18 protein-coding genes are annotated in these 21,368 nt (G+C 73.1%); 4 read left to right on the forward strand and 14 right to left on the reverse strand.

The genetic code is table 11. From position 1 onward, the window contains the following. Positions 1-54: 54 nt before the first annotated feature. The 4 genes from IEJ02_RS22745 to IEJ02_RS22760 form a co-directional block, all read right to left on the reverse strand. Positions 55-1,221, reverse strand: coding sequence for a thiolase family protein (locus IEJ02_RS22745; RefSeq protein WP_137976712.1), 1,167 nt, complete (start codon positions 1,219-1,221; stop codon positions 55-57). Continuing rightward, positions 1,218-2,294: a thiolase family protein gene (locus tag IEJ02_RS22750; protein WP_191066546.1), complete on the reverse strand. Its 1,077-nt coding sequence runs from the start codon at positions 2,292-2,294 to the stop codon at positions 1,218-1,220. The genes IEJ02_RS22745 and IEJ02_RS22750 overlap by 4 nt, the downstream gene beginning before the upstream one ends. Further along, on the reverse strand, positions 2,295-3,254 hold the full coding sequence (locus tag IEJ02_RS22755; protein ID WP_191066547.1) for a Zn-ribbon domain-containing OB-fold protein: 960 nt from the start codon (positions 3,252-3,254) through the stop codon (positions 2,295-2,297). It lies immediately after the preceding gene. Between the two features lie 86 nt (positions 3,255-3,340). Next, entirely contained in the window at positions 3,341-4,147 is an 807-nt protein-coding gene (locus IEJ02_RS22760) for a crotonase/enoyl-CoA hydratase family protein (RefSeq protein WP_137976715.1), read from the reverse strand. A gap of 201 nt (positions 4,148-4,348) precedes the next feature. Here IEJ02_RS22760 and IEJ02_RS22765 point away from each other — a divergent pair, with 201 nt between their 5' ends. Beyond that, positions 4,349-6,001: an acyl-CoA synthetase gene (locus IEJ02_RS22765; RefSeq protein ID WP_191066548.1), complete on the forward strand. Its 1,653-nt coding sequence runs from the start codon at positions 4,349-4,351 to the stop codon at positions 5,999-6,001. A gap of 319 nt (positions 6,002-6,320) precedes the next feature. After that, positions 6,321-6,839 (forward strand): GNAT family N-acetyltransferase, encoded by a 519-nt coding sequence (locus tag IEJ02_RS22770; RefSeq protein ID WP_191066585.1) that lies wholly within the window; start codon positions 6,321-6,323, stop codon positions 6,837-6,839. An 8-nt stretch (positions 6,840-6,847) separates the two neighbouring features. Here IEJ02_RS22770 and IEJ02_RS22775 read toward each other — a convergent pair whose 3' ends face one another. From IEJ02_RS22775 to IEJ02_RS22820, 10 genes are all read right to left on the reverse strand, one after another. After that, positions 6,848-7,465, reverse strand: a complete 618-nt coding sequence (locus IEJ02_RS22775; protein WP_191066549.1) for a chorismate mutase — start codon at positions 7,463-7,465, stop codon at positions 6,848-6,850. A gap of 219 nt (positions 7,466-7,684) precedes the next feature. Next, entirely contained in the window at positions 7,685-8,131 is a 447-nt protein-coding gene (locus tag IEJ02_RS22780; RefSeq protein WP_137976718.1) for a DUF2267 domain-containing protein, read from the reverse strand. Between the two features lie 40 nt (positions 8,132-8,171). Further along, on the reverse strand, positions 8,172-8,597 hold the full coding sequence (locus tag IEJ02_RS22785) for an Hsp20/alpha crystallin family protein (RefSeq protein ID WP_191066550.1): 426 nt from the start codon (positions 8,595-8,597) through the stop codon (positions 8,172-8,174). 89 nt (positions 8,598-8,686) lie between these two features. Continuing rightward, positions 8,687-10,261, reverse strand: coding sequence for an acyl-CoA synthetase (locus IEJ02_RS22790; protein WP_191066551.1), 1,575 nt, complete (start codon positions 10,259-10,261; stop codon positions 8,687-8,689). Positions 10,262-10,372: 111 nt separating this feature from the next. Next, complete coding sequence (locus IEJ02_RS22795; protein WP_191066552.1) at positions 10,373-11,476, reverse strand: NAD(P)H-dependent flavin oxidoreductase; 1,104 nt, start codon at positions 11,474-11,476, stop codon at positions 10,373-10,375. A 190-nt stretch (positions 11,477-11,666) separates the two neighbouring features. Then, a complete protein-coding gene (locus IEJ02_RS22800) occupies positions 11,667-13,223 on the reverse strand; it encodes a phytoene desaturase family protein (protein ID WP_191066553.1) in 1,557 nt (518 codons plus the stop codon). A gap of 567 nt (positions 13,224-13,790) precedes the next feature. Then, positions 13,791-16,049: a serine/threonine-protein kinase gene (locus IEJ02_RS22805; RefSeq protein ID WP_191066554.1), complete on the reverse strand. Its 2,259-nt coding sequence runs from the start codon at positions 16,047-16,049 to the stop codon at positions 13,791-13,793. 22 nt (positions 16,050-16,071) lie between these two features. Continuing rightward, the gene (locus IEJ02_RS22810; RefSeq protein ID WP_191066555.1) at positions 16,072-17,022 is read right to left on the reverse strand and encodes an oxygenase MpaB family protein; all 951 of its coding nucleotides are present in this window, start codon (positions 17,020-17,022) and stop codon (positions 16,072-16,074) included. Positions 17,023-17,424: 402 nt separating this feature from the next. After that, positions 17,425-17,841 carry a VOC family protein gene (locus tag IEJ02_RS22815; protein ID WP_137976723.1) on the reverse strand — a complete coding sequence of 139 codons (417 nt, stop codon included), beginning with the start codon at positions 17,839-17,841 and terminating at the stop codon, positions 17,425-17,427. Positions 17,842-17,851: 10 nt separating this feature from the next. Continuing rightward, on the reverse strand, positions 17,852-18,226 hold the full coding sequence (locus IEJ02_RS22820; protein ID WP_223864273.1) for a helix-turn-helix transcriptional regulator: 375 nt from the start codon (positions 18,224-18,226) through the stop codon (positions 17,852-17,854). 178 nt (positions 18,227-18,404) lie between these two features. On the opposite strand from IEJ02_RS22820, the gene IEJ02_RS22825 reads away from it, so the two are divergent. Then, positions 18,405-18,815 (forward strand): VOC family protein, encoded by a 411-nt coding sequence (locus tag IEJ02_RS22825; protein WP_191066557.1) that lies wholly within the window; start codon positions 18,405-18,407, stop codon positions 18,813-18,815. 123 nt (positions 18,816-18,938) lie between these two features. After that, positions 18,939-21,332: an ATP-binding cassette domain-containing protein gene (locus IEJ02_RS22830; protein WP_191066558.1), complete on the forward strand. Its 2,394-nt coding sequence runs from the start codon at positions 18,939-18,941 to the stop codon at positions 21,330-21,332. Positions 21,333-21,368 lie beyond the last annotated feature (36 nt).

Consider the following 21,368-nt stretch of genomic DNA (forward strand, 5'->3'; position numbering starts at 1 on the left):
TAGCGATCGTGGCCGGTGCCGCACAGGCCACGAAAGGAGGAGTGAGCAGGAGACTCACCCGGCGGGTGACGTGTCCGCGACCACCCACATCGAGAAGAACTGCGAGCCTCCGCCATAGGCGTGGCCGAGCGCCTTGCGGGCGCCGTCGACCTGGTGTTCGCCCGCCCGCCCGCGCACCTGGAGCGCGGCCTCGGCGAACCGCAGCATGCCGGACGCCCCGATGGGGTTGGTGGACAGCACGCCGCCCGAGGGGTTGACCGGAAGTTCGCCGTCGAGCTCGGTCACCCCGGACTCGGTGAGCTTCCAGCCCTCCCCCTCGTCCGCGAAGCCCAGGTTCTCCAGCCACATGGGTTCGTACCAGCTGAAGGGCACGTACATCTCCACCGCGTCGATCTCCCGGCGCGGGTCGGTGATCCCGGCCTGGCGGTAGACATCGGCCGCGCAGTCCCGGCCGGCCCTCGGCGAGACGAAGTCCTTCCCCGCGAAGAGCGTCGGCTCGCTGCGCATGGCGCCGCCGTGCATCCAGGCGGGCGGATACGGGGCGCGGTCCGCGCCCGCGCGGTCGGTGAGCACCATGGCGCAGGCGCCGTCCGAGGAGGGGCAGGTCTCGGAGTAGCGGATGGGGTCCCACAGCATCGGGGACGACCGCACCCGGTCCAGCGTCAGATCGTGCTCGTGGAGATGCGCGTAGGGGTTGCGCAGGGCGTTGCGGCGGTCCTTGTAGGCCACGAGGGCGCCGATGCCGGAAGGCGCGCCGGTGCGCCGCATGTACGCCCGGACGTGCGGGGCGAAGAAGCCGCCCGCCCCGGCCAGCAGCGGCTGCTGGAAGGGGATGGGCAGGGACAGCCCCCACATGGCGTTGGACTCCGACTGCTTCTCGAAGGCGAGGGTGAGGACGGTTCGGTGGACACGGGCGGCGACCAGCCCCGCGGCCACCAGCGCGGTGGAGCCGCCGACCGAGCCCGCGGTGTGCACGCGCAGCATCGGCTTGCCGACCGCGCCGAGCGCGTCGGCGAGGTACAGCTCGGGCATCATCACGCCCTCGAAGAAGTCGGGGGCCTTGCCGATGACGACGGCGTCGATGTCCGCCCAGGTCAACTGGGCGTCCTCCAGGGCCCGTACGGCGGCCTCCCGGACCAGCCCGGCGATGGAGACGTCGCGGCGTGCGGCGGTGTGCTTGGTCTGGCCGATCCCGACGACGGCCACCGGCTCCTTCGTCACGAGGCATCCCCTTCCAGGACGGCCACCAGGTTCTGCTGGAGACAAGGGCCCGAGGTGGCGTGGGCGAGGGCCCGGTCGGCGGCGCCGCGGTGGATGGCGGCGACGGCCTCGCCGAGGCGGATCAGCCCGGCGGCCATCATGGGGTTGGCGGCCAGCGCCCCGCCGGACGGATTGACGCGTACGTCATCCCCCAGCCGCAGCTCGCGGCGGAGGATCAGCTCCTGTGAGGTGAACGGCGCATGCAGCTCGGCGAGGTCGACGGGGGCCTCGAAGACGCCCGCGCGCTCGGCGGCGAGCCGGGTGGACGGGGAGCGGGTGAGGTCCCGTACGCCGAGGCCGTGCGCCTCTGTCCGGTGGTCCATGCCGCGGATCCAGGCGGGGCGGCGGCAGAGCCGGCGCGCGGTGTCCCCGGCGGCGAGCACGACGGCGGCCGCGCCGTCGCCGACCGGCGGGCAGTCGTGGCGGCGCAGCGGCCGCACCAGATACGGCTCGTCCAACAGGGCCTCGGGCGGCGGTGAACCGGCCAGCTGGGCATGGGGGTTGTCCTCGGCCGCGGTCCGGCTGCGCGCCGCGATCCCGGCCAGCGCCCGCTCGTCGGCGGCGGTGCCCCCCGTGTCCTCCGCGTCGAGCAGCGCCTGGGCCTGGAGGGCGGCGAGGGAGACCGAGTCCGGCCACAGGGGCGCCACGTAGTACGGGTCGAGCTGGCGGGTGAGGACCTCCCGCAGATCGCCGGGCGAGGACTTGCCGTAGGAGTAGACGAGCGCGGTCTCGGCCTCGCCGGTCAGCAGCCTCGTCCATGCCTCGTACAGCGCCCAGGCGCCGTCCATCTCCACATGGGACTCCGAGATGGGCGGCCAGGCGCCGACGCCGTCGAGGGCCATGGTGAAGGAGAAGGCGCGGCCCGCCAGGTAGTCGCAGGAGCCGGAGCAGGTGAAGTCGATCTCGCCCGCCCGCAGTCCGACGGCGTCGAGCACCTGGTGGAGGACGGGCATCAGCATCTCGACCTCGGAGGTCTCCGCGGTGTCGCGCTGGTGGTCGCTCTGGCCGAAGGCGACGATGGCCACCTCTCGCATCTACAACAGCTCCTTGTAGGTGTCGTAGTCGGCGTCGGGTTCGCCGGTGGGGCGGTAGTGGTCGGGGTAGCGGCCGTCCTCGCTCCATACGGGCTCCACGCGCAGCCCCATGCGCACCTCGTCGTAGGGGATGCCGCCGATGCGCGCGTGGAGGGCCAGATCGGCGCCGTCCAGGGCGATGTGGGCGTAGACGTACGGCACCTCGATGTCGAGGTTGCGGGCCTTGATGTTGACGATGCAGAAGGTGGTGACCGTGCCGCGCGGGCCGACCTCCACCTGTTCGTCGGTGGCGACACCGCAGGTGGGGCAGGCGCCCCGGGGCGGGACGTACACCTTGCGGCAGGACGGGCAGCGCTCCCCGTAGGTGGTGTGGTCGGCGAGGGCCCTCAGATAGCGCGACTGGGCGCGGCCGGGCGCGTAGGTGTAGTCGAGGCGGGCGGGGGCCACGATGCCGCTGACGGGGTCGGCGAACGTACCGCTGTGCGGCACGGCTTCGCCGCCCCCGGCGCCGTCGTACGGCTCGAAGCAGGCGATGTCGGTGATGGCGCCCTCGCGCTCCGCGGCCCAGCGGATCCGCACCCGCATGCCGGTGCGCACGACGTCGGGGCCGGGTGCGTCGAGGGCGTGGAGGAGGCCGGTGTCCGCGCCGTCCAGCCGCACCAGCACCCAGGCGAAGGGGGTGCGCAGGGGCTGGCCGCGGCGCGGCGAGGGGTTCCAGGCCCAGGTGGTGACGGTGCCGGTGGCGGCGACCTCGACGAGGTCGGACAGCTCGTCGGCGGTGACCGGGTCGTATTCGACGGGCGGCACCAGCACCCGGCCGTCGGTGGTGCGCACGCCGAGCACGGTCTGTTCGCGCAGTCCGGTGAGGAAGGCGCTCTGGACCGGGCCGAGGGAGCGGGTGAACGGGAACTCGACGACCAAAGGCGCCTGGAGCACTTCGGGTGAGGGGGCCGGGGTCATGGGGGTGCGTCTCCTTCCGCGCGGCCGCGGGGTGGGTGCGGCGGGCCCGGCCGCGGGGTGGGCGCGGCCGGCCTGAGGTGTGGGGGTCACGCCCGGCGGTAGACCGGCGGCCGTTTCTCCGCGAAGGCTTTCGAGCCCTCCTTGGCGTCGGCGGTGTCGAAAATGGGCCAGCCACGTATCAGTTCGGACTTCAGGCCGTCGGTCTCGGTCATCTCGGCGGTCTCGTAGACGGACGCCTTGACCGCCTCGACGGCCAGCGGGCCGTTGGCGTTGATCAGCTCGGCGAGCTCCAGGGCCTTCTCCAGCGCCGTGCCGTCCGGGACGACATGGCCGATCAGCCCGATCCGCGCCGCCTCCTCGGCCGGGTAGGGGCGCCCGGTGAGCAGCATCTCCAGGGCGTGGGTGCGGGGCAGCTGGCGGGCCAGCCGTACGGTGGAGCCGCCGATGGGGAACAGCCCGCGCCGTACCTCGAAGAGCCCGAAGGTGGCGCCGCGGCCCGCGATACGGATGTCGGTGCCCTGGAGGATCTCGGTGCCGCCCGCGACACAGGGCCCCTCGACGGCGGCGATCACCGGCTTGCGCGGCCGATGGTGGCGGAGCATCGCCTTCCAGTGCAGATCGGGGTCGGCCGCGAGGCGGTCGCGGACGTGCTGTCCGTCCATCCGGCCGCCGCCCGCGAGCGCCTTGAGGTCCATTCCCGCGCAGAAGGCCCCGCCGGCGCCGGTGAGCACCACGGAGCGCACGGCGTCGTCCTCGTCGGCCTCGGTCCAGCCGTCGTACAGCCCGACCAGCATCGGCAGCGAGAGCGCGTTCCTGGCCTCGGGCCGGTTCAAGGTGAGCACCAGGGTCGCGCCGACGCGCTCGACGATGAGGTGTTCGGTCCCGCTTGTCACGACGTCCTCCCGTCTCGAGACCTAGGGTCCTTCTGGCGGATCTCCGCCAGAAGGACCCTAGAACAGGTTGCAGCAGCCGGGGACCGACTTCAAGAGAAATCTGATGCTCAGTCAGATTTCTTGTTCCGTGGGCCTTCCCACCTCATCCCGGCGCGGCTCTAATGAGCGCCGAGCCGCCGGATCGAGGGGTCAGGAGGAGTCATGGAGTACAACCTTGCGGACCTGTTCGAGTCGATCGTCGACACGGTGCCCGGCAGAGAGGCGCTGGTCTACCTCGACCACCCCGGCACCGGGGCCGAGCGGCGGCTCAGCTACGCCCAGCTGGACGCGGCCGCCAACCGGCTCGGCCACCATCTGCTGGACAGCGGTATCGCCCCGGGCGAGCATGTCGGACTGCATCTGTGCAACGGCGTGGAGTACCTCCAGACCGCGCTGGCCTGCCTGAAGATCCGGGCGGTGCCGGTGAACGTCAACTACCGCTACGTCGAGGACGAGTTGGTCTACCTCTACCGCGACGCCGAGCTGGCCGCGCTGGTCTACGACGCCGAGTTCGGCGAGCGGGTGGCCGCCGCGCTGCCCCACACCCGCACCCTGCGCCATCTGGTGCGGGTCGGCTCCGGGGACGGCCCCGGGGACGGCCCCGGGGACGGCCCCGGGTCGGCCGTGGCGTTCACCGACGCCGAGGCGTCCGGGTCGCCCGAGCGCGGCTTCCCGGCGCGGTCCGCCGACGACCGCTTCATCATCTACACCGGCGGCACCACCGGGATGCCCAAGGGCGTGGTCTGGCGGCAGGAGGACCTGTTCTTCTCCGGTCTCGGCGGCGGCGCTCCGACCGGCCAGCCCGTCGAGCGCCCGGAGGAGCTGGCCGAGCGGGTGGCCGCGGGCGGCGAGGGACTGGTCTTCTTCCCCACCCCGCCCCTGATGCACGGAACCTCCACCCTTACGGCCTTCATCGCGTTCAACTTCGGTCAGAAGGTGGTGCTGCACCGGAAGTTCGTGCCGGAGGAGGTGCTGAGGACCATCGAGAAGGAGAAGGTCACCGCGGCCTCGCTGGTCGGCGACGCGATGCTGCGGCCCCTGGTGGACGCCCTGACCGGGCCCCTCAAGGGCACCGATCTCTCCTCGCTGCTCAGCGTCAGCAGCTCGGGCGCGATCCTGTCGGAGACCGTACGCGCCCAGTTCGCCGAGCTCTCCCCGCACACCCTGCTGCTGAACAACTTCGGCTCCTCGGAGTCCGGGTTCAACGGCACGGCCACCGCCGACTCCGGCCCCGAGAAGGGCTTCCGGCTGAGCGTCAACGCCCGGACGACCGTGGTGGACCCGGCGACCCTCGCCCCGGTGGCGCCCGGTGAGCCCGGCCGGATCGCCCAGCGCGGCCATGTGCCGCTCGGCTACTACAACGACCCGAAGAAGACCGCCGAGACGTTCTTCGAGGCGGACGGGGAGCGCTGGGTGCTGCTCGGCGACATGGCGACCGTCGACGAGAACGGTGTGATCACCGTCCTCGGGCGCGGTTCCCAGTGCATCAACACCGGGGGCGAGAAGGTCTACCCGGAGGAGGTCGAACAGGCCCTGAAGGCCCATCCGGATGTGTACGACGCGCTGGTGGCGGGCGTTCCGGACACCCGCTGGGGCCATCGTGTCGCGGCCGTCGTCCAGCCCCGGGCGGAGGCGTCCGGGCTCACCGCCGACGCGGTCCGCGACCACTGCCGGGAGCGGCTCGCGGGCTACAAGATCCCCCGTACGGTCGTCTTCACCGACCGCATCCAGCGCTCCCCCAGCGGCAAGGCCGACTACCGCTGGGCGCGGGCGGTGGCGGAGGGGGCGGACCAGGACACCCCGCATCCCGGATGAACCGCCACGCCGCCCTGAGCGCGTCGGGCGAAGTCCGCTACGGTTCGGCAGCGCCCCGAAGGGGCGCGGGGCTGTGTCGATGTGCGGCTCCGCCGCGCGGGCGCGACCGGCCACGACGGCGCCGCAGACGGCCGACGACGCATCGCAGCACTTCCAGCGGAGCGCTTAGGCTGACCGGGTGACTCTTCCGCCTGTGACGCCCGCGACTCCAGTGACTGCTGGTGCTCCTGTAACTCCTGGTGCTCCTGCGGCTTCCGCGACACCCGTACCTCCCGCGACGGTCGGCCTTCCTCCCGTGCCCCTGGCCGACGGGATCACGATGCGGATCGCCGTCGAGGACGACGCCGAGGCGCTCGCGGACGCGTTCACCCGCAACCATGAGCATCTGCGCCCCTCCAGCCCGCGGCGGGACGAGAGCTTCTTCACCGCCGACGGCCAGGCCGCCCGGCTGCGGGACCAGCTGGAGCAGTGGGAGTCCGGCCGGATGGTGCCCTGGGTGCTGACCGGCGGCGAGCGGATCCTGGGCGCGGTCACGCTGTCGCAGATCGTCCTCGGGCCCTGGCGCAACGCCCATCTCGGCTACTGGATCGACGCCGGGCACGCCGGCCGCGGGCTGACCACCCTGGCCGTCCGCTCCGTCTGCCGGACGGCCGATGAGCGGCTCGGACTGCACCGGATCGAGGCCAGCACACTGCTGGAGAACATCCCGTCCCAACGCGTCCTGCTGGGCTGCGGATTCACCCGGATCGGCATGGCGCCGGACTATCTGCACATCGCCGGCGCCTGGCGGGACCACCTGCTCTTCCAGCGCGTCCTCAACGACCGCCCCGTGGCCTGACCGCCGCCTTACGGCGCTCCGCGCTCGCACACCGAGGGCAGCGAACGGCCCAGCGCCACGGTGTGCAGCGGGTCCAGATGCCGCCCGTGGACCACGGCGGCGGTCCCGGCCGTGAGCCGTCCCACGCAGGAGGGGGACTCGCGCACGGCCGCCGAGTCCGCGATGGCGCGCACGAGTTCGCCGTTGATCCGGTTGATCTCCAGCCGGACCCGGCCGAGGTCGGGGCGTTCGCTGGGCGCCTGTGAGGGGTCGGCGTCCCAGCGGCTGTAGAGGCCGCGCTGGACGACCTTGCTGGCCTCGATCTGGTCGCGGAAGATCCTCGATGTGGCCACCGGGTCGGCGCCCAGCTCCTCGGCCTGCCGCGCCACCGCCGCCAGCACCTCCCGCTCCCGCGCGGGGTCGTCGATCGGGCTGTCCGTGCCCCACTTCGCGGCGGCGACCTCGTCCGCCACCAGCACCCGTTGCGCGGACAGTTCGACCAGCGGCCGCAGGGTGCCGTGCTGGACACGGGCCGGACCGGGCGCCGGGCCGGCCGGTCCGGCGACGGCGGTGGTGGCCCCGGTGGCCACCACCGTGGCGGCCAGCACGGCGATCAGCGCATGGCGCGGGGACGGATGCGGTCGCATGGGCGGGGTTCCTCTCTCGGCGGTACGGGCGGCCCGCGCCATCGTCCGGGCGGCCCGGGTGGCCTGAGGCGTCGTCCGGGCGACCCGGATGGCCTGAGCGTCGTCCGGGCGGCCCGGATGACGCCCAGCGGGTTCTGGAACGATAGGGCGCCGCACCGCGAGCACGCCACGGGGCAGGTCCCGCGGAAGGCGGAACCGGCCCCGTGAGCCCCGGCCGGATCAGGCGGGCTGCGGCGGCCGGGCCAGTTCGGCCTGGCCGAACAGCAGGGCGTAGCCCTCGGGCAGCTGGTCGAGGATGCGGCGCAGGAGTTCCGGGCCCGCCACCCGCCCGATGATCCCCAGCACCGATCCGGCGTCCCAGCGGGCCGTCGCCCGAGTGGATCCGGGGGTGTGCGCGGCGATCTCCTTGACGAATCCCCAGCCGGTCAGCCGCTCGGAGCCGGGGATCTCGGCGGCGAGCACCCGCGCCGCCCTCCGGGGCAGTGCCGCGGCCAGGGCGACCCGCTCCTCACCGGTGAGCTGACGTCCCAGGGCGGCCAGCACGGTGCGGGTGACCTCCTCGGCCCTCTCCCGGGTGGAGTAGAGGCCGTCGTACCGCACCGCCTCGATCAGCTCGTCGTACGTCATACCGGACTCCTGCGGCCCCGGGCGACGCTGCTGGAACATGGGTGTGAAGGTGCCTTTCTCGTGAAGGGGTGGGGATGCGTCAGGCGGTCAGCTGGTGGGGGGCGCCCGTCCCCTCGCTGATCTTGATCTTGCGCGGCTTGGCCTTCTCCGAGATCGGCAGGCGGAGGGTGAGGACCCCCGCGTCGTACGAGGCGTCGATCCCCTCGGTGTCGAGGGTGTCCCCGAGGATGAGCTGACGGGTGTGGAGGCCGGACGGGCGCTCCGAGGCGATCATCTCGGCGCCCTCGGGGGCCGGGGAGCGGCGCTCGGCGCGGACGGTCAGCACATTGCGCTCGACATCGAGGTCAATGGTGTTCGGATCGATGCCCGGGAGATCGAAGTGGACGACGAACTCGTCGCCCGCGCGGTAGGCGTCCATCGGCATGGCGGCCGGTCGTGCGGCGGTGCCGAGCAGCTGCTGGGAGAGTCGGTCGAGCTCCCGGAAGGCGTCGGTGCGCATGAGCATCACAGATCACTCCTTTTCGTATCGCGCTGCGTGCGATGCCCTATGCCTTTTTATATAGCGCGACCGACATTAAGTTGACAACCCCACGCTCAATGCTGGCCCTGACCTGCGTCGACCGCACCTTCCCAGTACGGCTCGCGCAGCCGCCGCTTGTAGAGCTTGCCGTTGGGGTCGCGCGGCATCTCGGTAATGAAATCCACTGACTTGGGGCATTTGTACCCGGCGAGCCGGGTGGTGCAGTGGGCGAGGATCTCCTCGGCCAGACCGGGCCCCGGCGCATGCCCCTCGGCGGGCTCCACGACCGCGATGACCTGCTCGCCCCAGTCCTCGTGGGGGATCCCGAAGGCGGCGGCGTCGGCCACGGCCGGATGGGTGAGCAGCGCGGCCTCGATCTCGGCCGGGTAGATGTTGACCCCACCGGAGATGATCAGATCGATCTTGCGGTCGCGGAGGTAGAGATAGCCGTCCTCGTCGAGGAGGCCGAGGTCGCCGACGGTGAAGAAGTCGCCGATGCGGTTCTTCTCGGTCTTGGACTTGTCCTTGTGGTAGGCGAAGCCCCCGGTGCTCATCTTCATGTAGACGGTGCCGAGTTCACCGGCAGGCAGCCGGGTGCCCTCGTCGTCGAAGATGGCGATCTCGCTGATCGGCCAGGGGCGGCCGACGGTCCCCGGCTTCTTCAGCCAGTCCTCGGCGGTGGCGAAGGCGCCGCCGCCCTCGCTGGCCGCGTAGTACTCCTCGACACAGCCGCCCCACCAGTCGATCATTCCGCGCTTGACGTGGTCGGGGCAGGGCGCGGCGCCGTGGATGGCGTGGCGCATCGACGAGACGTCGTAGGACCGCTTGACCTCGTCGGGGAGGGCGAGCAGCCGGTGGAACTGAGTGGGCACCATATGGGTGTGCGTACAGCGGTAGGTGTCGATCAGGCGCAGCATCTCCTGGGGCGTCCACTTGTCCATGAGCACCAGGGGATGGCCGATGTGCAGCGAGGAGCTCGCGAACTGCAGAACGGCGGTGTGGTAGAGCGGTGAGCACACCAGATGGACGTGGTCGGGCTCCTCGGCGCGCGGCCTGATGCCGAAGAACCGCAGGAAGCCGCCGAGGTGACTCTCCTCGGGGAGCTTTCCGGTCAGCGCCCGGCGGATGCCGCGCGGCCGGCCCGTGGTGCCGGAGGTGTAGTTCATCACCCAGCCCAGCTCGCGGTCGGCGGGCGGCTCCTCCGGCTGCCCCTCGAGCAGCTCGGCGTACGGGCGGAAGCCGTCGATGGCGCCGACCGCGTAGCGGTGGGTCGTGGGCAGCCCCGCCTCGTCGGCGGCCGCGGCCGCCTGCCCGCCGTAGCGCTCATGGGCGATCAGCACCTTGGCGCCGGAGTCGGAGACGATCCAGGCGATCTCGGGGCCGACCAGATGGTGGTTGACCGGCACCAGATAGAGCCCGGCCTGGGTGGCGGCGAGCGCGGCGACGAAGAACTCCACCCCGTTGGGCAGGACGACCGCGAGGGCGTCGCCGCGGCGCAGCCCGGCGGCGCGCAGCCCGCCGACGAGCCGGTTGCACGCGCTGTGCAGCCGCCCGGCGGTCCACTCCTCACCGTCCGGGGCGATGAGCACGGTGCGGTCGGGCTCGAGCGCGGCCTGGGCCCAGAAGCCGTTGGGTGTAGGGGACGACATGACGGTCCGGTCCTCCTTCTGACGGCGGGATCAGGGGAATGGCGAACGGGGGTGTGCGGGGGCGGAACGGGGGCGTGCGGGAGTGGACGGGGGTGTGCGGGGCGGGCGCGGTCAGGCGCGTCCGGCGATGCGGTTGACGCGGTCGATGGCGCGCTCGAAGCCGCGGGTCAGCTCGTCGAAGACGGCCCGCACCGGGCGGACGGAGTCCATCCGGCCGACGATCTGGCCGACCGGCGTGCCGAGCAGCGGTTCCACCTCGTACTTCTGGATGCGCGAGACGGCCTCGGCCACCAGCAGCCCCTGGAGCGGCATGGGCAGCGGGCCCGGGCCGTCCGGGTCCTCCCAGGCGTCGGTCCACTCGGTGCGCAGCTGGCGGGCGGGTTTGCCGGTGAGGGCGCGGGAGCGCACGGTGTCCCCGGACCCGGCCGCCAGCAGTTTGCGGGTGAGGGCCGCCGAATGGAGTTCGGCCTCCTCGGTGGTGAGCCAGAGGGAGCCGATCCACACGCCCTGGGCGCCGAGCGCCAGTCCGGCGGCGATCTGCTCACCGCTGCCGATGCCGCCCGCGGCGAGCACGGGCAGCGGGTCCACGGCCCGTACCACCTCGGGGGTGAGCACCATGGAGGCGATCTCACCGGTGTGGCCGCCCGCCTCATAGCCCTGGGCGACGATGACATCGAGCCCCGCCTCCTTGTGGTGGAGGGCGTGGCGGGCGCTGCCCGCGAGGGCGGCCACGAGGATGCCGTGGTCATGGGCGCGGGCCACGACATCGGCCGGGGGCGAACCCAGGGCGTTGGCCAGGAGTTTCACGGGGTAGTCGAAGGCCACGTCGAGCTGGCTGCGGGCCACCTGCTCGAGCCAGCCGGTGATCCGCCAGCCGGACGCCTCGCCCTCGGCGAGCTCGGGGACGCCGTGCTTGGCGAGGGTGTCCCGGACGAAGGCACGGTGGCCCTCGGGGATCATCGCCTCGATATCGGCCTCGGTGACCCCCTCCACCTTCTTCGCGGGCATCACGACGTCCAGGCCGTACGGTCTGCCGTCGGTGTGCGCCTCCATCCAGTCGAGGTCGCGGGCCAGCTCCTCGCCCGCGCCGTAACGGACCGCGCCGAGCACACCGAAGCCGCCGGCCCGGCTGATCGCCGCGGCCACGGCGGGGAACGGCGTGAAGCCGAAGACGGCGTGCTCGACACCCAGCCTTGTGCTCAGCTCCGTCTGCATGGGCGGCAGGATGCCGCAGGGCGCCGGACGAAGGAAGAGTTTTTCTGACGCTACGTCAGATTCGAAGCAAGAAATCCGCGTCCCGGGCCGTCCGGAGGGGTCCGGGGCCCGGGGATCCGGGGCCGGGGGTCCGGGGCCCGGGGGTCCGGGGCCCGGGGGTCCGGGGCCCGGGGGTCCGGGGCCCGGGGGATCACTTCTCCAGCACCGCCATGGCCGCGTTGTGCCCGGGGACCCCGCTCACCCCGCCGCCGCGCACCGCGCCCGCGCCGCACAGCAGCACATTGGCGTGGCGCGTCTCCACGCCCCAGCGGCCGGTGCCCTCCTGGGCGTACGGGAAGGCCAGGTCCCGGTGGAAGATGTTGCCGCCGGGCAGCCGCAGGTCGGCGTCCAGGTCCAGCGGGGTCTTGGCCTCGACGCACGGGCGCCCGTCGGCGTCCCGGGCCAGACAGTCGGTAATCGGCTCGGCCAGATGGGCGTCCAGCTCCGCGAGGGTGGCGCGCAGCAGCGCGGTGCGCGTCGCGTCGTTGTCCTCGGTGAACAGCCGGGCGGGGGTGTGCAGTCCGAACAGGGTCAGGGTCTGATAGCCCTCGCGCGCGAGTTCCGGGCCGAGGATCGACGGATCGGTCAGCGAGTGGCAGTAGATCTCCGACGGCGGCCGGTGCGGCAGCTCCCCCGCGGCCGCCTGGCGGTACGCCTCCTCCAGCGCGCCGTACCCCTCGGCGATGTGGAACGTCCCGGAGAACGCCTCGCGCGGGTCCACCTCGCGGTCGCGCAGCGCGGGCAGCCTGCGCAGCAGCATGTTCACCTTGAGCTGCGCCCCTTCGGCGGGCGGCGCGGGCGGCTCCTCGCCCAGCAGCCGGGCCAGCTCGCGCGGGGCGGCCCCGACGAGCACGTACCGGGCGGCCGCGGTGCCCTCCCCCGCCTCGCCCTCGTACCGCACCTCCGCCGAGGTGCCGTCGGTGGCGATCGACGTGACCTCGCGCCCGGTGGCGATCCGCGCGCCCGCCGCGCGGGCGGCGTCGGCGAGGGCGTCGGTGAGCGCGCCCATGCCGCCGACGGGAACGTCCCAGTCCCCGGTGCCGCCGCCGATCACGTGGTAGAGGAAGCAGCGGTTCTGACGCAGCGACGGGTCGTGGGCCCGGGCGAAGGTGCCGATGAGCGCGTCGGTGAGGACCACGCCCCGGACGAGGTCGTCGTCGAACGCGGCCTCGATCGCCTCCCCCAGCGGCCGCTCGAACAGCGCCTGCCACGCCGCGTCGTCCCCGATCCGCGCCCGCAGCTCCTCCCGGGTGGGCAGCGGCTCGGTCAGCGTGGGGAAGACCCGCTCGGCGACGCGCCGGGTCATGCCGTAGAACCGCTCCCAGGACGCGTACTCCCGCTCCGACCCGGTCAGCCGCTCGAACGCGGCGCGCGTCCGGCCGGTGGCGGCGGTGTCCACCAGCAGCCCGGTGGGGCGCCCGCCCCGGACGTCGGGCGTGTACGAGGACACCGCGCGCTTGCGCACCGCGAAGCGCAGTCCGAGGTCGTCGACGATCCGCCGCGGCAACAGGCTGACCAGGTAGGAGTAGCGCGAGAGCCGTGCGTCCACCCCGGGAAAGGGCCGCGTGGACACGGCCGCGCCACCGGTGTGGCCAAGCCGCTCGAGCACCAGCACGCTCCGCCCGGCACGGGCGAGGTACGCGGCGGCGACCAGACCGTTGTGACCACCGCCGACGATGACGACGTCGTACGCATCGCTGTGAGACATGCCCTCTGGTTAGCACGCGGTGACAGCCGGGACCAGGCCGCCCAGGGGTCACCTCGCCCCCAGGTGGCACCTCCGCCGCCGAAGGCCACCTCTGCCGCGCCCGCCGCCCCGTCGTCTCGGCCGTCCCGCCCGCCTCAGGCGCCCCGCCCGTCTCGGGCGCCCCGCCCGTCTCTCCGTGGCGGCCCAGCCGCTCCAGGCAATGCGCCTCGTCGCAAGGGGGACGCCTCTGCCCCAGGCGGCAACTCCGCCGCCGAAGGTCANTCCCGCCCGCCTCAGGCGCCCCGCCCGTCTCGGGCGCCCCGCCCGTCTCTCCGTGGCGGCCCAGCCGCTCCAGGCAATGCGCCTCGTCGCAAGGGGGACGCCTCTGCCCCAGGCGGCAACTCCGCCGCCGAAGGTCACCTCCGCCGCGCCCGCCGCCCCACCGTCTCGGCCACCCCGCCCGCCTCAGGCGCCTCGGCCGCCTCGGGCGCCCCGCCCGTCTCTCCGTGGCGGCCCAGCCGCTCCAGGCAATGCGCCTCGTCGCAAGGGGGACACCTCGGCCCCAGGCGGCACCTCCGCCGCCGAAGGTCACCTCCGCCGCGCCCGCCGCCCCACCGTCTCGGCCGCCCCAGCCGCCTCGGCCGCCTCGGGCGCCTCGCCCGTCTCCTCGCTGCGGCCCAGCCGCTCCAGGCAGTGCGCCTCGTCGCCGCGGCTGACCAGGGTGTCGGGGTGGTCGGGGCCGAGGACGCGCACGCGGGCCCGGGTCACCCGGCGGTAGTCGGCCAGCGCGTCGGACCAGCGGCCGAGCCAGCCCAGGGCGACGGCCACCTCACGACGGCTGACCAGGGTGTCCGGGTGGTCCGGGCCCAGGACGCGCTCGCGCAGGGCGCAGACCTCCCGTGCCTCGGCGAGGGCCTCCTCCCAGCGGCCCAACCGCCCCAGGCCGACGCCGAGGCCGTGCCGGGCGCGCAGGGTCTCCGGATCGGCCGGGCCCTGGGCGCGGGTGCGGTCCTCGACCAACGCACGGTAGACCGCGAGGGCCTCCTCGCCCCGGTCCAGCCACCCCAGGCCGACGCCGATCTCGTAGCGGGCGGCGAGGGTGTCGGGGTGGTGGGGGCCGAGGGTGCGGGCGCGGGCGGCGGCCACCTCGCGGAAGACGCCCAGGGCCTCGCCCCAGCGGTCGAGGCGGCCGAGGGCGCATGCCACCTCGTAGCGGGTGACCAGCGTGTCGGGGTGGTCGGGGCCCAGCACCCGGGCGCGGGCCGCGGCCACCCGCTCCGCCATCCGGTACGCCTCCTCCCGGCGCCCCAGACAGCCCAGGTTGAAGGCGAGGTTGTGGCGGCAGCGCAGGGTGTCGGGGTGGTCGGCGCCCATGGTCCGCTCACGGGCGGCGAGCACGGCGGTGTAGACGTCCTGGGCCTCGGGGAAGCGGCCGAGGCGGCCCAGGGTGAACGCGGTCTCCTGGCGGGCGGCGAGGGTGTCCGGATGGTCGGGGCCCAGGACGCGCCGACGGCCCGCCGCGACCCGCTCGTACTCGCGCAGCGCGTCGCCGGGGCGGCCCAGCATCCCGAGGGCGAAGGCGATCTCGTAGCGGCTGGCGAGGGTGTCGGGGTGGTCGGCGCCCAGCGCACGCTCGCGCTCGGCGGCCAGCGCGCGGTGGGTTTCCACGGCCTCCGTCCAGCGGCCCGCCCGCCCCAGGTCCAGCGCGGCGCGGTGCCGCTCGGCGAGCCGGGCCCGTACCCCGGGCGGGGCCGGCGGGGCGGGGTGCGTGGGGACGCGGTCGCCGGTCCAGGCGCCGGTCAGCGCCGCCGCCGCGTCGGGCGGGGTAGCCGACAGCAGTCCCACGCCGCCACTGTGCGCCTTGGTCCCGGTGGTCATACGGCGGGCCCAGCCCGGGAGGCGCGGAGCCGGCGGCCCCGCGGTCAGAAGGCCCGGAGCCAACGGTCCCGCGACCGGGGGCGCGCCACGCGGCTCGGGGAACGGCGGCGGCCGCCGGGATGCGCGCCCCGGGGCGATCCGCCCGGCGAACTCGGCGGCGTCGCGCGGACGGTCCTCCGGGGTCTTGGCCAGCAGATCGAGGATGGCGCGCTCGAACCGCTCGGGGAGTTCGGGCCGGTGGCGGCGCGGCGGGGTGGGCGGGGTGTGGCGGTGGCCGACGAGGATCGCCCAGGCGTCGTCGAGGGCGAACGGCGGCGCCCCCGTGGCCAGTTCGTAGAGCACACAGCCCAGCGAGTACAGATCGCTGCGGTGGTCGACCGGGTCGCCCGCGATCTGCTCGGGCGACATGTAGTGCGGGGTGCCCATGGCGACGCCGGTGCCGGTGAGCCGGGAGGTGAGGCCGACGTCATCGCCGAGGCGGGCGATGCCGAAGTCGCAGAGCTTCACGGTGCCGTCGGTGAGCCGCATGATGTTGGCCGGCTTCAGATCGCGGTGCACCACGCCCTGGCCATGGGTGTAGGCGAGGGCGTCGGCCACCTGCTCGGCGATGTCCAGCACCTCGGGGACCGGCAGCGGCCGGCGCGCGTTGTCGCTCAGCAGCCGGCCGAGGTCACGGCCCTCCAGCAGCTCCATGACCAGGTAGAGCACGCCCTCGTGCTCGCCGAAGTCATGCACCACGGTGACCCCGCGGTGCTGCAGCGCGGCGGCGACCCGCGCCTCCCGGCGGAACCGCTCGCGCATCACACCGGTGAACGAGGGGTCGTGCCGCGACCCCAGCGGTTTGAGGCATTTGACGGCGACGCGGCGGCCGAGCGACTCGTCCCGCGCCCGCCACACCTCGCCCATTCCCCCGCGCCCGATCCGGTCCAGCAGCCGATATCGGCCCTGGATCAGCCTGATGTCCGCCATGCTCCCCCTGCCTCGGCGGAAGTCAGCTCCCGCCGCCCCCGTGGAGACCGGCCGTGCACGGCCGCGCACCCGCCGCATCCCCGCTGTCCAGTATGGCCGCGTTTCTGCGCAGTTTGTAGGGCGAGGGGCGGCTGCCCGGGCCGAGCCGTTCGACCGCCCGCAGGATGTGCTTCGGCGGCAGCTGCCAGCGGGCCGTGGGCGGGATGCAGCGCAGCGCCCTGCCCATCGCCCGCAGCCGGCGGGTGACCACCCGCGGCGGGGGCGCCGGGCGCCCGTACAGCGCGTGGGCGTACGGGGGCAGGGTCCCGTAGGCGAGCGAGGCGAAGCGCCCCCAGATCACCTCGCGCGCCGGGACGAGCAGGGCATGGACCGGGGGCCGCCGCAGAAAGGCGTCCACCTCGCGGGCCTCGGAGGTGGCGGCGAGTTCGGGGCGCACCGTGGCGAAGTACGCGGCGAGCGCCGCCGTATCGGCCGGTACGTCGGCGGCGTCGAGGCCGACCAGCCGGGCGGACACCACGTTCTCGGCGACATAGGCGTCCGCCTGGGCGTCGGTGAGCGGATAGCCGGAGCGCCGCATCACGTGGAGGTAGGAGTCGATCTCGGCGCAGTGCACCCACAGCAGCAGCTCGGGCTCGTCGACGCCGTGCCGGACCCCGGTGACCGGATCGGTCAGGGAGAGCCTGCGGTGAATGCCCCGGACCTTGGCGCCCGCCCGCTCGGCCGCCTCGGTGGTGCCGTAGGTGATGGTGGCGACGAACCGCGCGGTGCGCAGCAGCCGTCCCCAGGCGTCCTCGCGGAAGTCGGAGTTCTGGGTGACGCCGCGCACCGCGAGCGGGTGCAGCGCCTGGAGGTACAGGGCGCGCACCCCCGCGATCCACATCACCGGGTCGCCGTGCATCTGCCAGGTGACCGACCGGGGGCCGTAGAGCCCCGGGTCGCCGTCCGATCCGCCCCGCCGTATGGCCGCCGCCATGGCCACCACCTCCCGACGGCCAGCCTACGGAGTGTCCGGCGGACCACGCGGCGGAGCCGCATAGCGATCCACGCGGCGGAGCCGCATAGCGATCCACGCGGCGGAGCCGCATAGCGATCCACGCGGCGGAGCCGCACATTGATGCCGCCCCCTCCCCGCCCCTTCCCGCAGCATCGATATGCGGCTCCGCCGCGTAGCAGGGGCTTCCTCCCCTGGACCTCGGGGTCTGGGGCGGAGCCCCGCACGCGGCATAGCCGCATATCGTCAGGTGCCGGGAAGGGGCGGGGCGGGGCGGGGCGGGGAGCAGCCCGCCGCAGGCGGCAAGACGTGCCGGACAAGCCCTAGGCGTGCCCTACGCGTGCCCTGGGCGTCAGCGGGCCCCGGGGCGGGACCGCCCCGGGCTCACTTCTTGAGCGGCTGGGTGAAGCGCAGCAGATTCCCGGCGGGGTCGCGGAAGGCGCAGTCGCGGACGCCGTAGGGCTGGTCCATGGGCTCCTGCAGCACCTCGCCGCCCGCGGCGCTGACGCGCTCGAAGGTGGCGTCGCAGTCGTCCGTGGCGAAGATGACGCCGCGCAGCAAGCCCTTGGCCATCAGCTCCGCCATGGTCTGTCTGTCGGCCGGGGAGGCGTTCGGGTCGGCGAGGGGCGGTTCCAGGACGATGTTCACGTCCGGCTGCGACGGCGACCCGACGGTGACCCAGCGCATCCCCTCGAACCCCACGTCATTGCGGACCTCGAGGCCGAGCACATCGCGGTAGAAGGCGATCGCCCTGTCGTGGTCGTCGACGGCGATGAAGCATGTGGAAAGGGTGATGTCCATACCGCTCACGCTACGGCCGAGCGGCGACACTCGCTTCTCCGTTCCTGACCGGCCGCGTGTAGATCTTGGCCATGCACGCCGGGATGGCGGCGCCATGATCATGGTCCCGGGCCCGGTACGCGCTCGGGCTCTCGCCGACCAGCTGTGTGAAGCGCGAGCTGAACGACCCCAGCGAGGTACAGCCGACCGCGATGCAGACCTCGGTCACCGTGAGGTCGCCGCGCCGCAGCAGCGCCTTGGCCCGCTCGATGCGGCGGGTCATCAGATAGCTGTACGGGCTCTCGCCGAAGGCGGCGCGGAAGCTGCGCGAGAAGTGGCCCGGCGACATCAGGGCGCCCCGCGCCAGCGCCGGGACGTCGAGCGGCTCGGCGTAGTCGCGGTCCATCCGGTCGCGGGCCCGCCGCAGCCGGACGAGGTCATCGAGATCCTGCCGTTTCACCGGCCCAGTTTCCCACAGCGCCGCCGTGACCGGTGTGGATCGAAAATCACCCGCGTCCGGACCGATCAGGACCGATCAGGAATGGAGAAGCCCCGGTCGCGGAGGCGTGGCTAGCGTCTGCGCCATGGACCTCACCATTCACTGGACCTTCCTTCCGCATGACGACCCCGACGCCTCCCTGGCCTTCTACCGCGACACCCTCGGCTTCGAAGTCCGTAAGGACGTCGGGGACGGCGGGATGCGCTGGATCACGGTCGGCCCCGCCGGCCGGCCCGAGACATCCATCGTGCTGGAGCCCCCGGCCCTCGGCCCCGGCATCACCGACGACGAGCGCCGCACCGTCGTGGAGATGATGGCCAAGGGCAGCTACGCCCGTATCACCCTGGCCACCGCCGACCTCGACGGCGTCTTCGAGCGGGTGCGGACCAGCGGCGCGGAGGTCGTCCAGGAGCCGACCGCGCAGCCGTACGGGATCCGCGACTGCGCCTTCCGCGACCCCGCGGGCAACATGATCCGCATCAACGAGGTGCGCTGAGCCGCAGGCGAAAAGGCCATGACCTGCGCATCGGACGTATTGTTCGAAGCCGGTCAGGTCGATTCGGGCGACACCGGCGGGGGCCGTGCGGGCGGCCCCCGCCCGAACAGATGGAGAGACACCATGAGCAGGGCCACGGACACGGACACGCGGTCGCCTGAACCCCACGCCGCCGACAGCCACGATCTGATCCGGGTGCACGGCGCGCGCGAGAACAACCTCAAGGACGTCAGCATCGAGATCCCGAAGCGCCGGCTGACGGTGTTCACCGGCGTCTCGGGCTCGGGCAAGAGCTCGCTGGTGTTCGACACGATCGCCGCGGAGTCACAGCGGCTGATCAACGAGACCTACAGCGCCTTCCTCCAGGGGTTCATGCCGAACCTGGCGCGCCCCGAGGTCGACCTGCTCGACGGGCTGACCACCGCCATCACCGTCGACCAGCAGCGGATGGGCTCCGACCCCCGCTCCACCGTGGGCACCGCCACCGACGCCAACGCGATGCTGCGCATCCTCTTCAGCCGGCTGGGCACACCGCACATCGGCCCGCCCGCCGCGTTCTCCTTCAACACGGCCTCGGTCTCGGCGACCGGTGGCTTCACGGTCGACCGCGGGGCCGAGAAGACGAAGACCGAGAAGGTGAGCTTCAGCCGCACCGGCGGCATGTGCACCCACTGCGAGGGCCGGGGCACGGTCTCCGACATCGACCTCACCCAGCTGTACGACGACTCCAAGTCGCTCTCCGAGGACCCGTTCACCATTCCCACCTACACCGGGGACGGCTGGGTCGTACGGGTCATCTCCGAGTCGGGCTTCTTCGACAAGGACAAGCCGATCCGCGAGTACACCAAGAAGGAGCGGCACGACTTCCTCTACCGCGAGCCGACCAAGGTGAAGATCAACGGGGTCAACCTCACCTACGAGGGGCTGATCCCCAAGCTCCAGAAGTCGTTCCTGTCCAAGGACCGGGAGTCGATGCAGCCGCACATCCGGGCCTTCGTGGACCGGGCGGTCACCTTCGCCGAGTGCCCCGAGTGCGACGGCACCCGGCTCAGCGAGCTGGCCCGCTCCTCGAGGATCGGCGAGGTCAACATCGCCGACGCGTGCGCGATGGAGATCCGCGACCTGGCCGGCTGGGTCCGCGGGCTGACGGAGCCGTCGGTGGCGCCGCTGCTCACCAAGCTCCAGCACACCCTGGACTCGTTCGTGGAGATCGGCCTCGGCTATCTCTCGCTGGACCGGGCCTCGGGCACCCTCTCCGGCGGTGAGGCGCAGCGCACCAAGATGATCCGTCACCTCGGCTCCTCGCTCACCGATGTCACCTACGTCTTCGACGAGCCCACCATCGGCCTGCACCCGCACGACATCCAGCGGATGAACAACCTGCTGCTGCGGCTGCGGGACAAGGGCAACACGGTGCTCGTGGTGGAGCACAAGCCGGAGACGATCGCCATCGCCGACCATGTCGTGGACCTCGGCCCCGGCGCCGGTACGGCGGGCGGCACCGTGTGCTTCGAGGGCACCGTCGACGGGCTGCGGGCTTCCGGCAGCGTCACCGGCCGCCATCTCGACGACCGGGCCACGCTCAAGGAGACGGTCCGCAAGGCCACCGGCCAACTGGAGATCCGCGGCGCGCGTGCGAACAACCTGCGGGACGTCGACGTCGACATCCCGCTCGGGGTGCTCTGCGTCGTCACCGGCGTGGCCGGCTCCGGCAAGAGCTCGCTCGTGCACGGCTCCATCCCGGCCCCGGAGGGCGTGGTCTCGGTGGACCAGACCCCGGTCCGGGGCTCCCGCCGGAGCAACCCGGCCACGTACACCGGGCTGCTGGACCCGATCCGCAAGGCGTTCGCGAAGGCCAACGGCGTCAAGCCGGCCCTGTTCAGCGCCAACTCCGAGGGGGCCTGTCCCACCTGCAACGGCGCCGGTGTCCTCTACACCGATCTGGCGATCATGCAGAGCGTGGCCACGCCCTGCGAGGACTGCGAGGGGAAGCGGTTCAGCGCCTCGGTGCTGGAGTACCACCTCGGCGGCCGTGACATCAGCGAGGTGCTGGCGATGCCGGTGACCGAGGCCGAGGAGTTCTTCGGCAGCGGCGAGGCGCGCACCCCGGCGGCCCACAAGATCCTTCAGCGGATGACGGACGTCGGGCTCGGCTATCTCACCCTCGGCCAGCCGCTCACCACACTGTCCGGTGGCGAGCGGCAGCGGCTCAAGCTGGCCGTCCACATGGCCGACAAGGGCGGGGTCTACGTCCTCGACGAGCCGACCACCGGGCTGCACCTCGCCGATGTCGAGCAGCTGCTCGGCCTGCTGGACCGGCTCGTGGACTCCGGCAAGTCGGTCATCGTCATCGAGCACCACCAGGCCGTCATGGCCCACGCCGACTGGATCGTCGACCTCGGCCCCGGCGCCGGTCACGACGGTGGCCGCGTCGTCTTCGAGGGCACCCCGGCCGACCTGGTGGCCGCCCGGTCCACCCTCACCGGTGAGCACCTCGCGGCGTACGTCGGCGCCTGACCGGGATCCTTACGGGGAGCGCCGCCGTGCGGCGGC

Origin of the sequence: Streptomyces sp. 5-10, from assembly GCF_014712245.1 — a bacterium.
GTDB lineage: Bacteria > Actinomycetota > Actinomycetes > Streptomycetales > Streptomycetaceae > Streptomyces > Streptomyces violaceusniger.

What these genes read in the sequence shown, in the direction of transcription:
- IEJ02_RS22750 (WP_191066546.1), bottom strand. Translation starts at nt 2,294, where the DNA reads ATGCGAGAGGTGGCCATCGTCGCCTTCGGCCAGAGCGACCACCAGCGC.
- IEJ02_RS22755 (WP_191066547.1), bottom strand. Translation starts at nt 3,254, where the DNA reads ATGACCCCGGCCCCCTCACCCGAAGTGCTCCAGGCGCCTTTGGTCGTC.
- IEJ02_RS22765 (WP_191066548.1), top strand. Translation starts at nt 4,349, where the DNA reads ATGGAGTACAACCTTGCGGACCTGTTCGAGTCGATCGTCGACACGGTG.
- IEJ02_RS22770 (WP_191066585.1), top strand. Translation starts at nt 6,321, where the DNA reads ATGCGGATCGCCGTCGAGGACGACGCCGAGGCGCTCGCGGACGCGTTC.
- IEJ02_RS22775 (WP_191066549.1), bottom strand. Translation starts at nt 7,465, where the DNA reads ATGCGACCGCATCCGTCCCCGCGCCATGCGCTGATCGCCGTGCTGGCC.
- IEJ02_RS22780 (WP_137976718.1), bottom strand. Translation starts at nt 8,131, where the DNA reads ATGTTCCAGCAGCGTCGCCCGGGGCCGCAGGAGTCCGGTATGACGTAC.
- IEJ02_RS22785 (WP_191066550.1), bottom strand. Translation starts at nt 8,597, where the DNA reads ATGCTCATGCGCACCGACGCCTTCCGGGAGCTCGACCGACTCTCCCAG.
- IEJ02_RS22790 (WP_191066551.1), bottom strand. Translation starts at nt 10,261, where the DNA reads ATGTCGTCCCCTACACCCAACGGCTTCTGGGCCCAGGCCGCGCTCGAG.
- IEJ02_RS22795 (WP_191066552.1), bottom strand. Translation starts at nt 11,476, where the DNA reads ATGCAGACGGAGCTGAGCACAAGGCTGGGTGTCGAGCACGCCGTCTTC.
- IEJ02_RS22800 (WP_191066553.1), bottom strand. Translation starts at nt 13,223, where the DNA reads ATGTCTCACAGCGATGCGTACGACGTCGTCATCGTCGGCGGTGGTCAC.
- IEJ02_RS22805 (WP_191066554.1), bottom strand. Translation starts at nt 16,049, where the DNA reads ATGGCGGACATCAGGCTGATCCAGGGCCGATATCGGCTGCTGGACCGG.
- IEJ02_RS22810 (WP_191066555.1), bottom strand. Translation starts at nt 17,022, where the DNA reads ATGGCGGCGGCCATACGGCGGGGCGGATCGGACGGCGACCCGGGGCTC.
- IEJ02_RS22815 (WP_137976723.1), bottom strand. Translation starts at nt 17,841, where the DNA reads ATGGACATCACCCTTTCCACATGCTTCATCGCCGTCGACGACCACGAC.
- IEJ02_RS22820 (WP_223864273.1), bottom strand. Translation starts at nt 18,226, where the DNA reads ATGGACCGCGACTACGCCGAGCCGCTCGACGTCCCGGCGCTGGCGCGG.
- IEJ02_RS22825 (WP_191066557.1), top strand. Translation starts at nt 18,405, where the DNA reads ATGGACCTCACCATTCACTGGACCTTCCTTCCGCATGACGACCCCGAC.
- IEJ02_RS22830 (WP_191066558.1), top strand. Translation starts at nt 18,939, where the DNA reads ATGAGCAGGGCCACGGACACGGACACGCGGTCGCCTGAACCCCACGCC.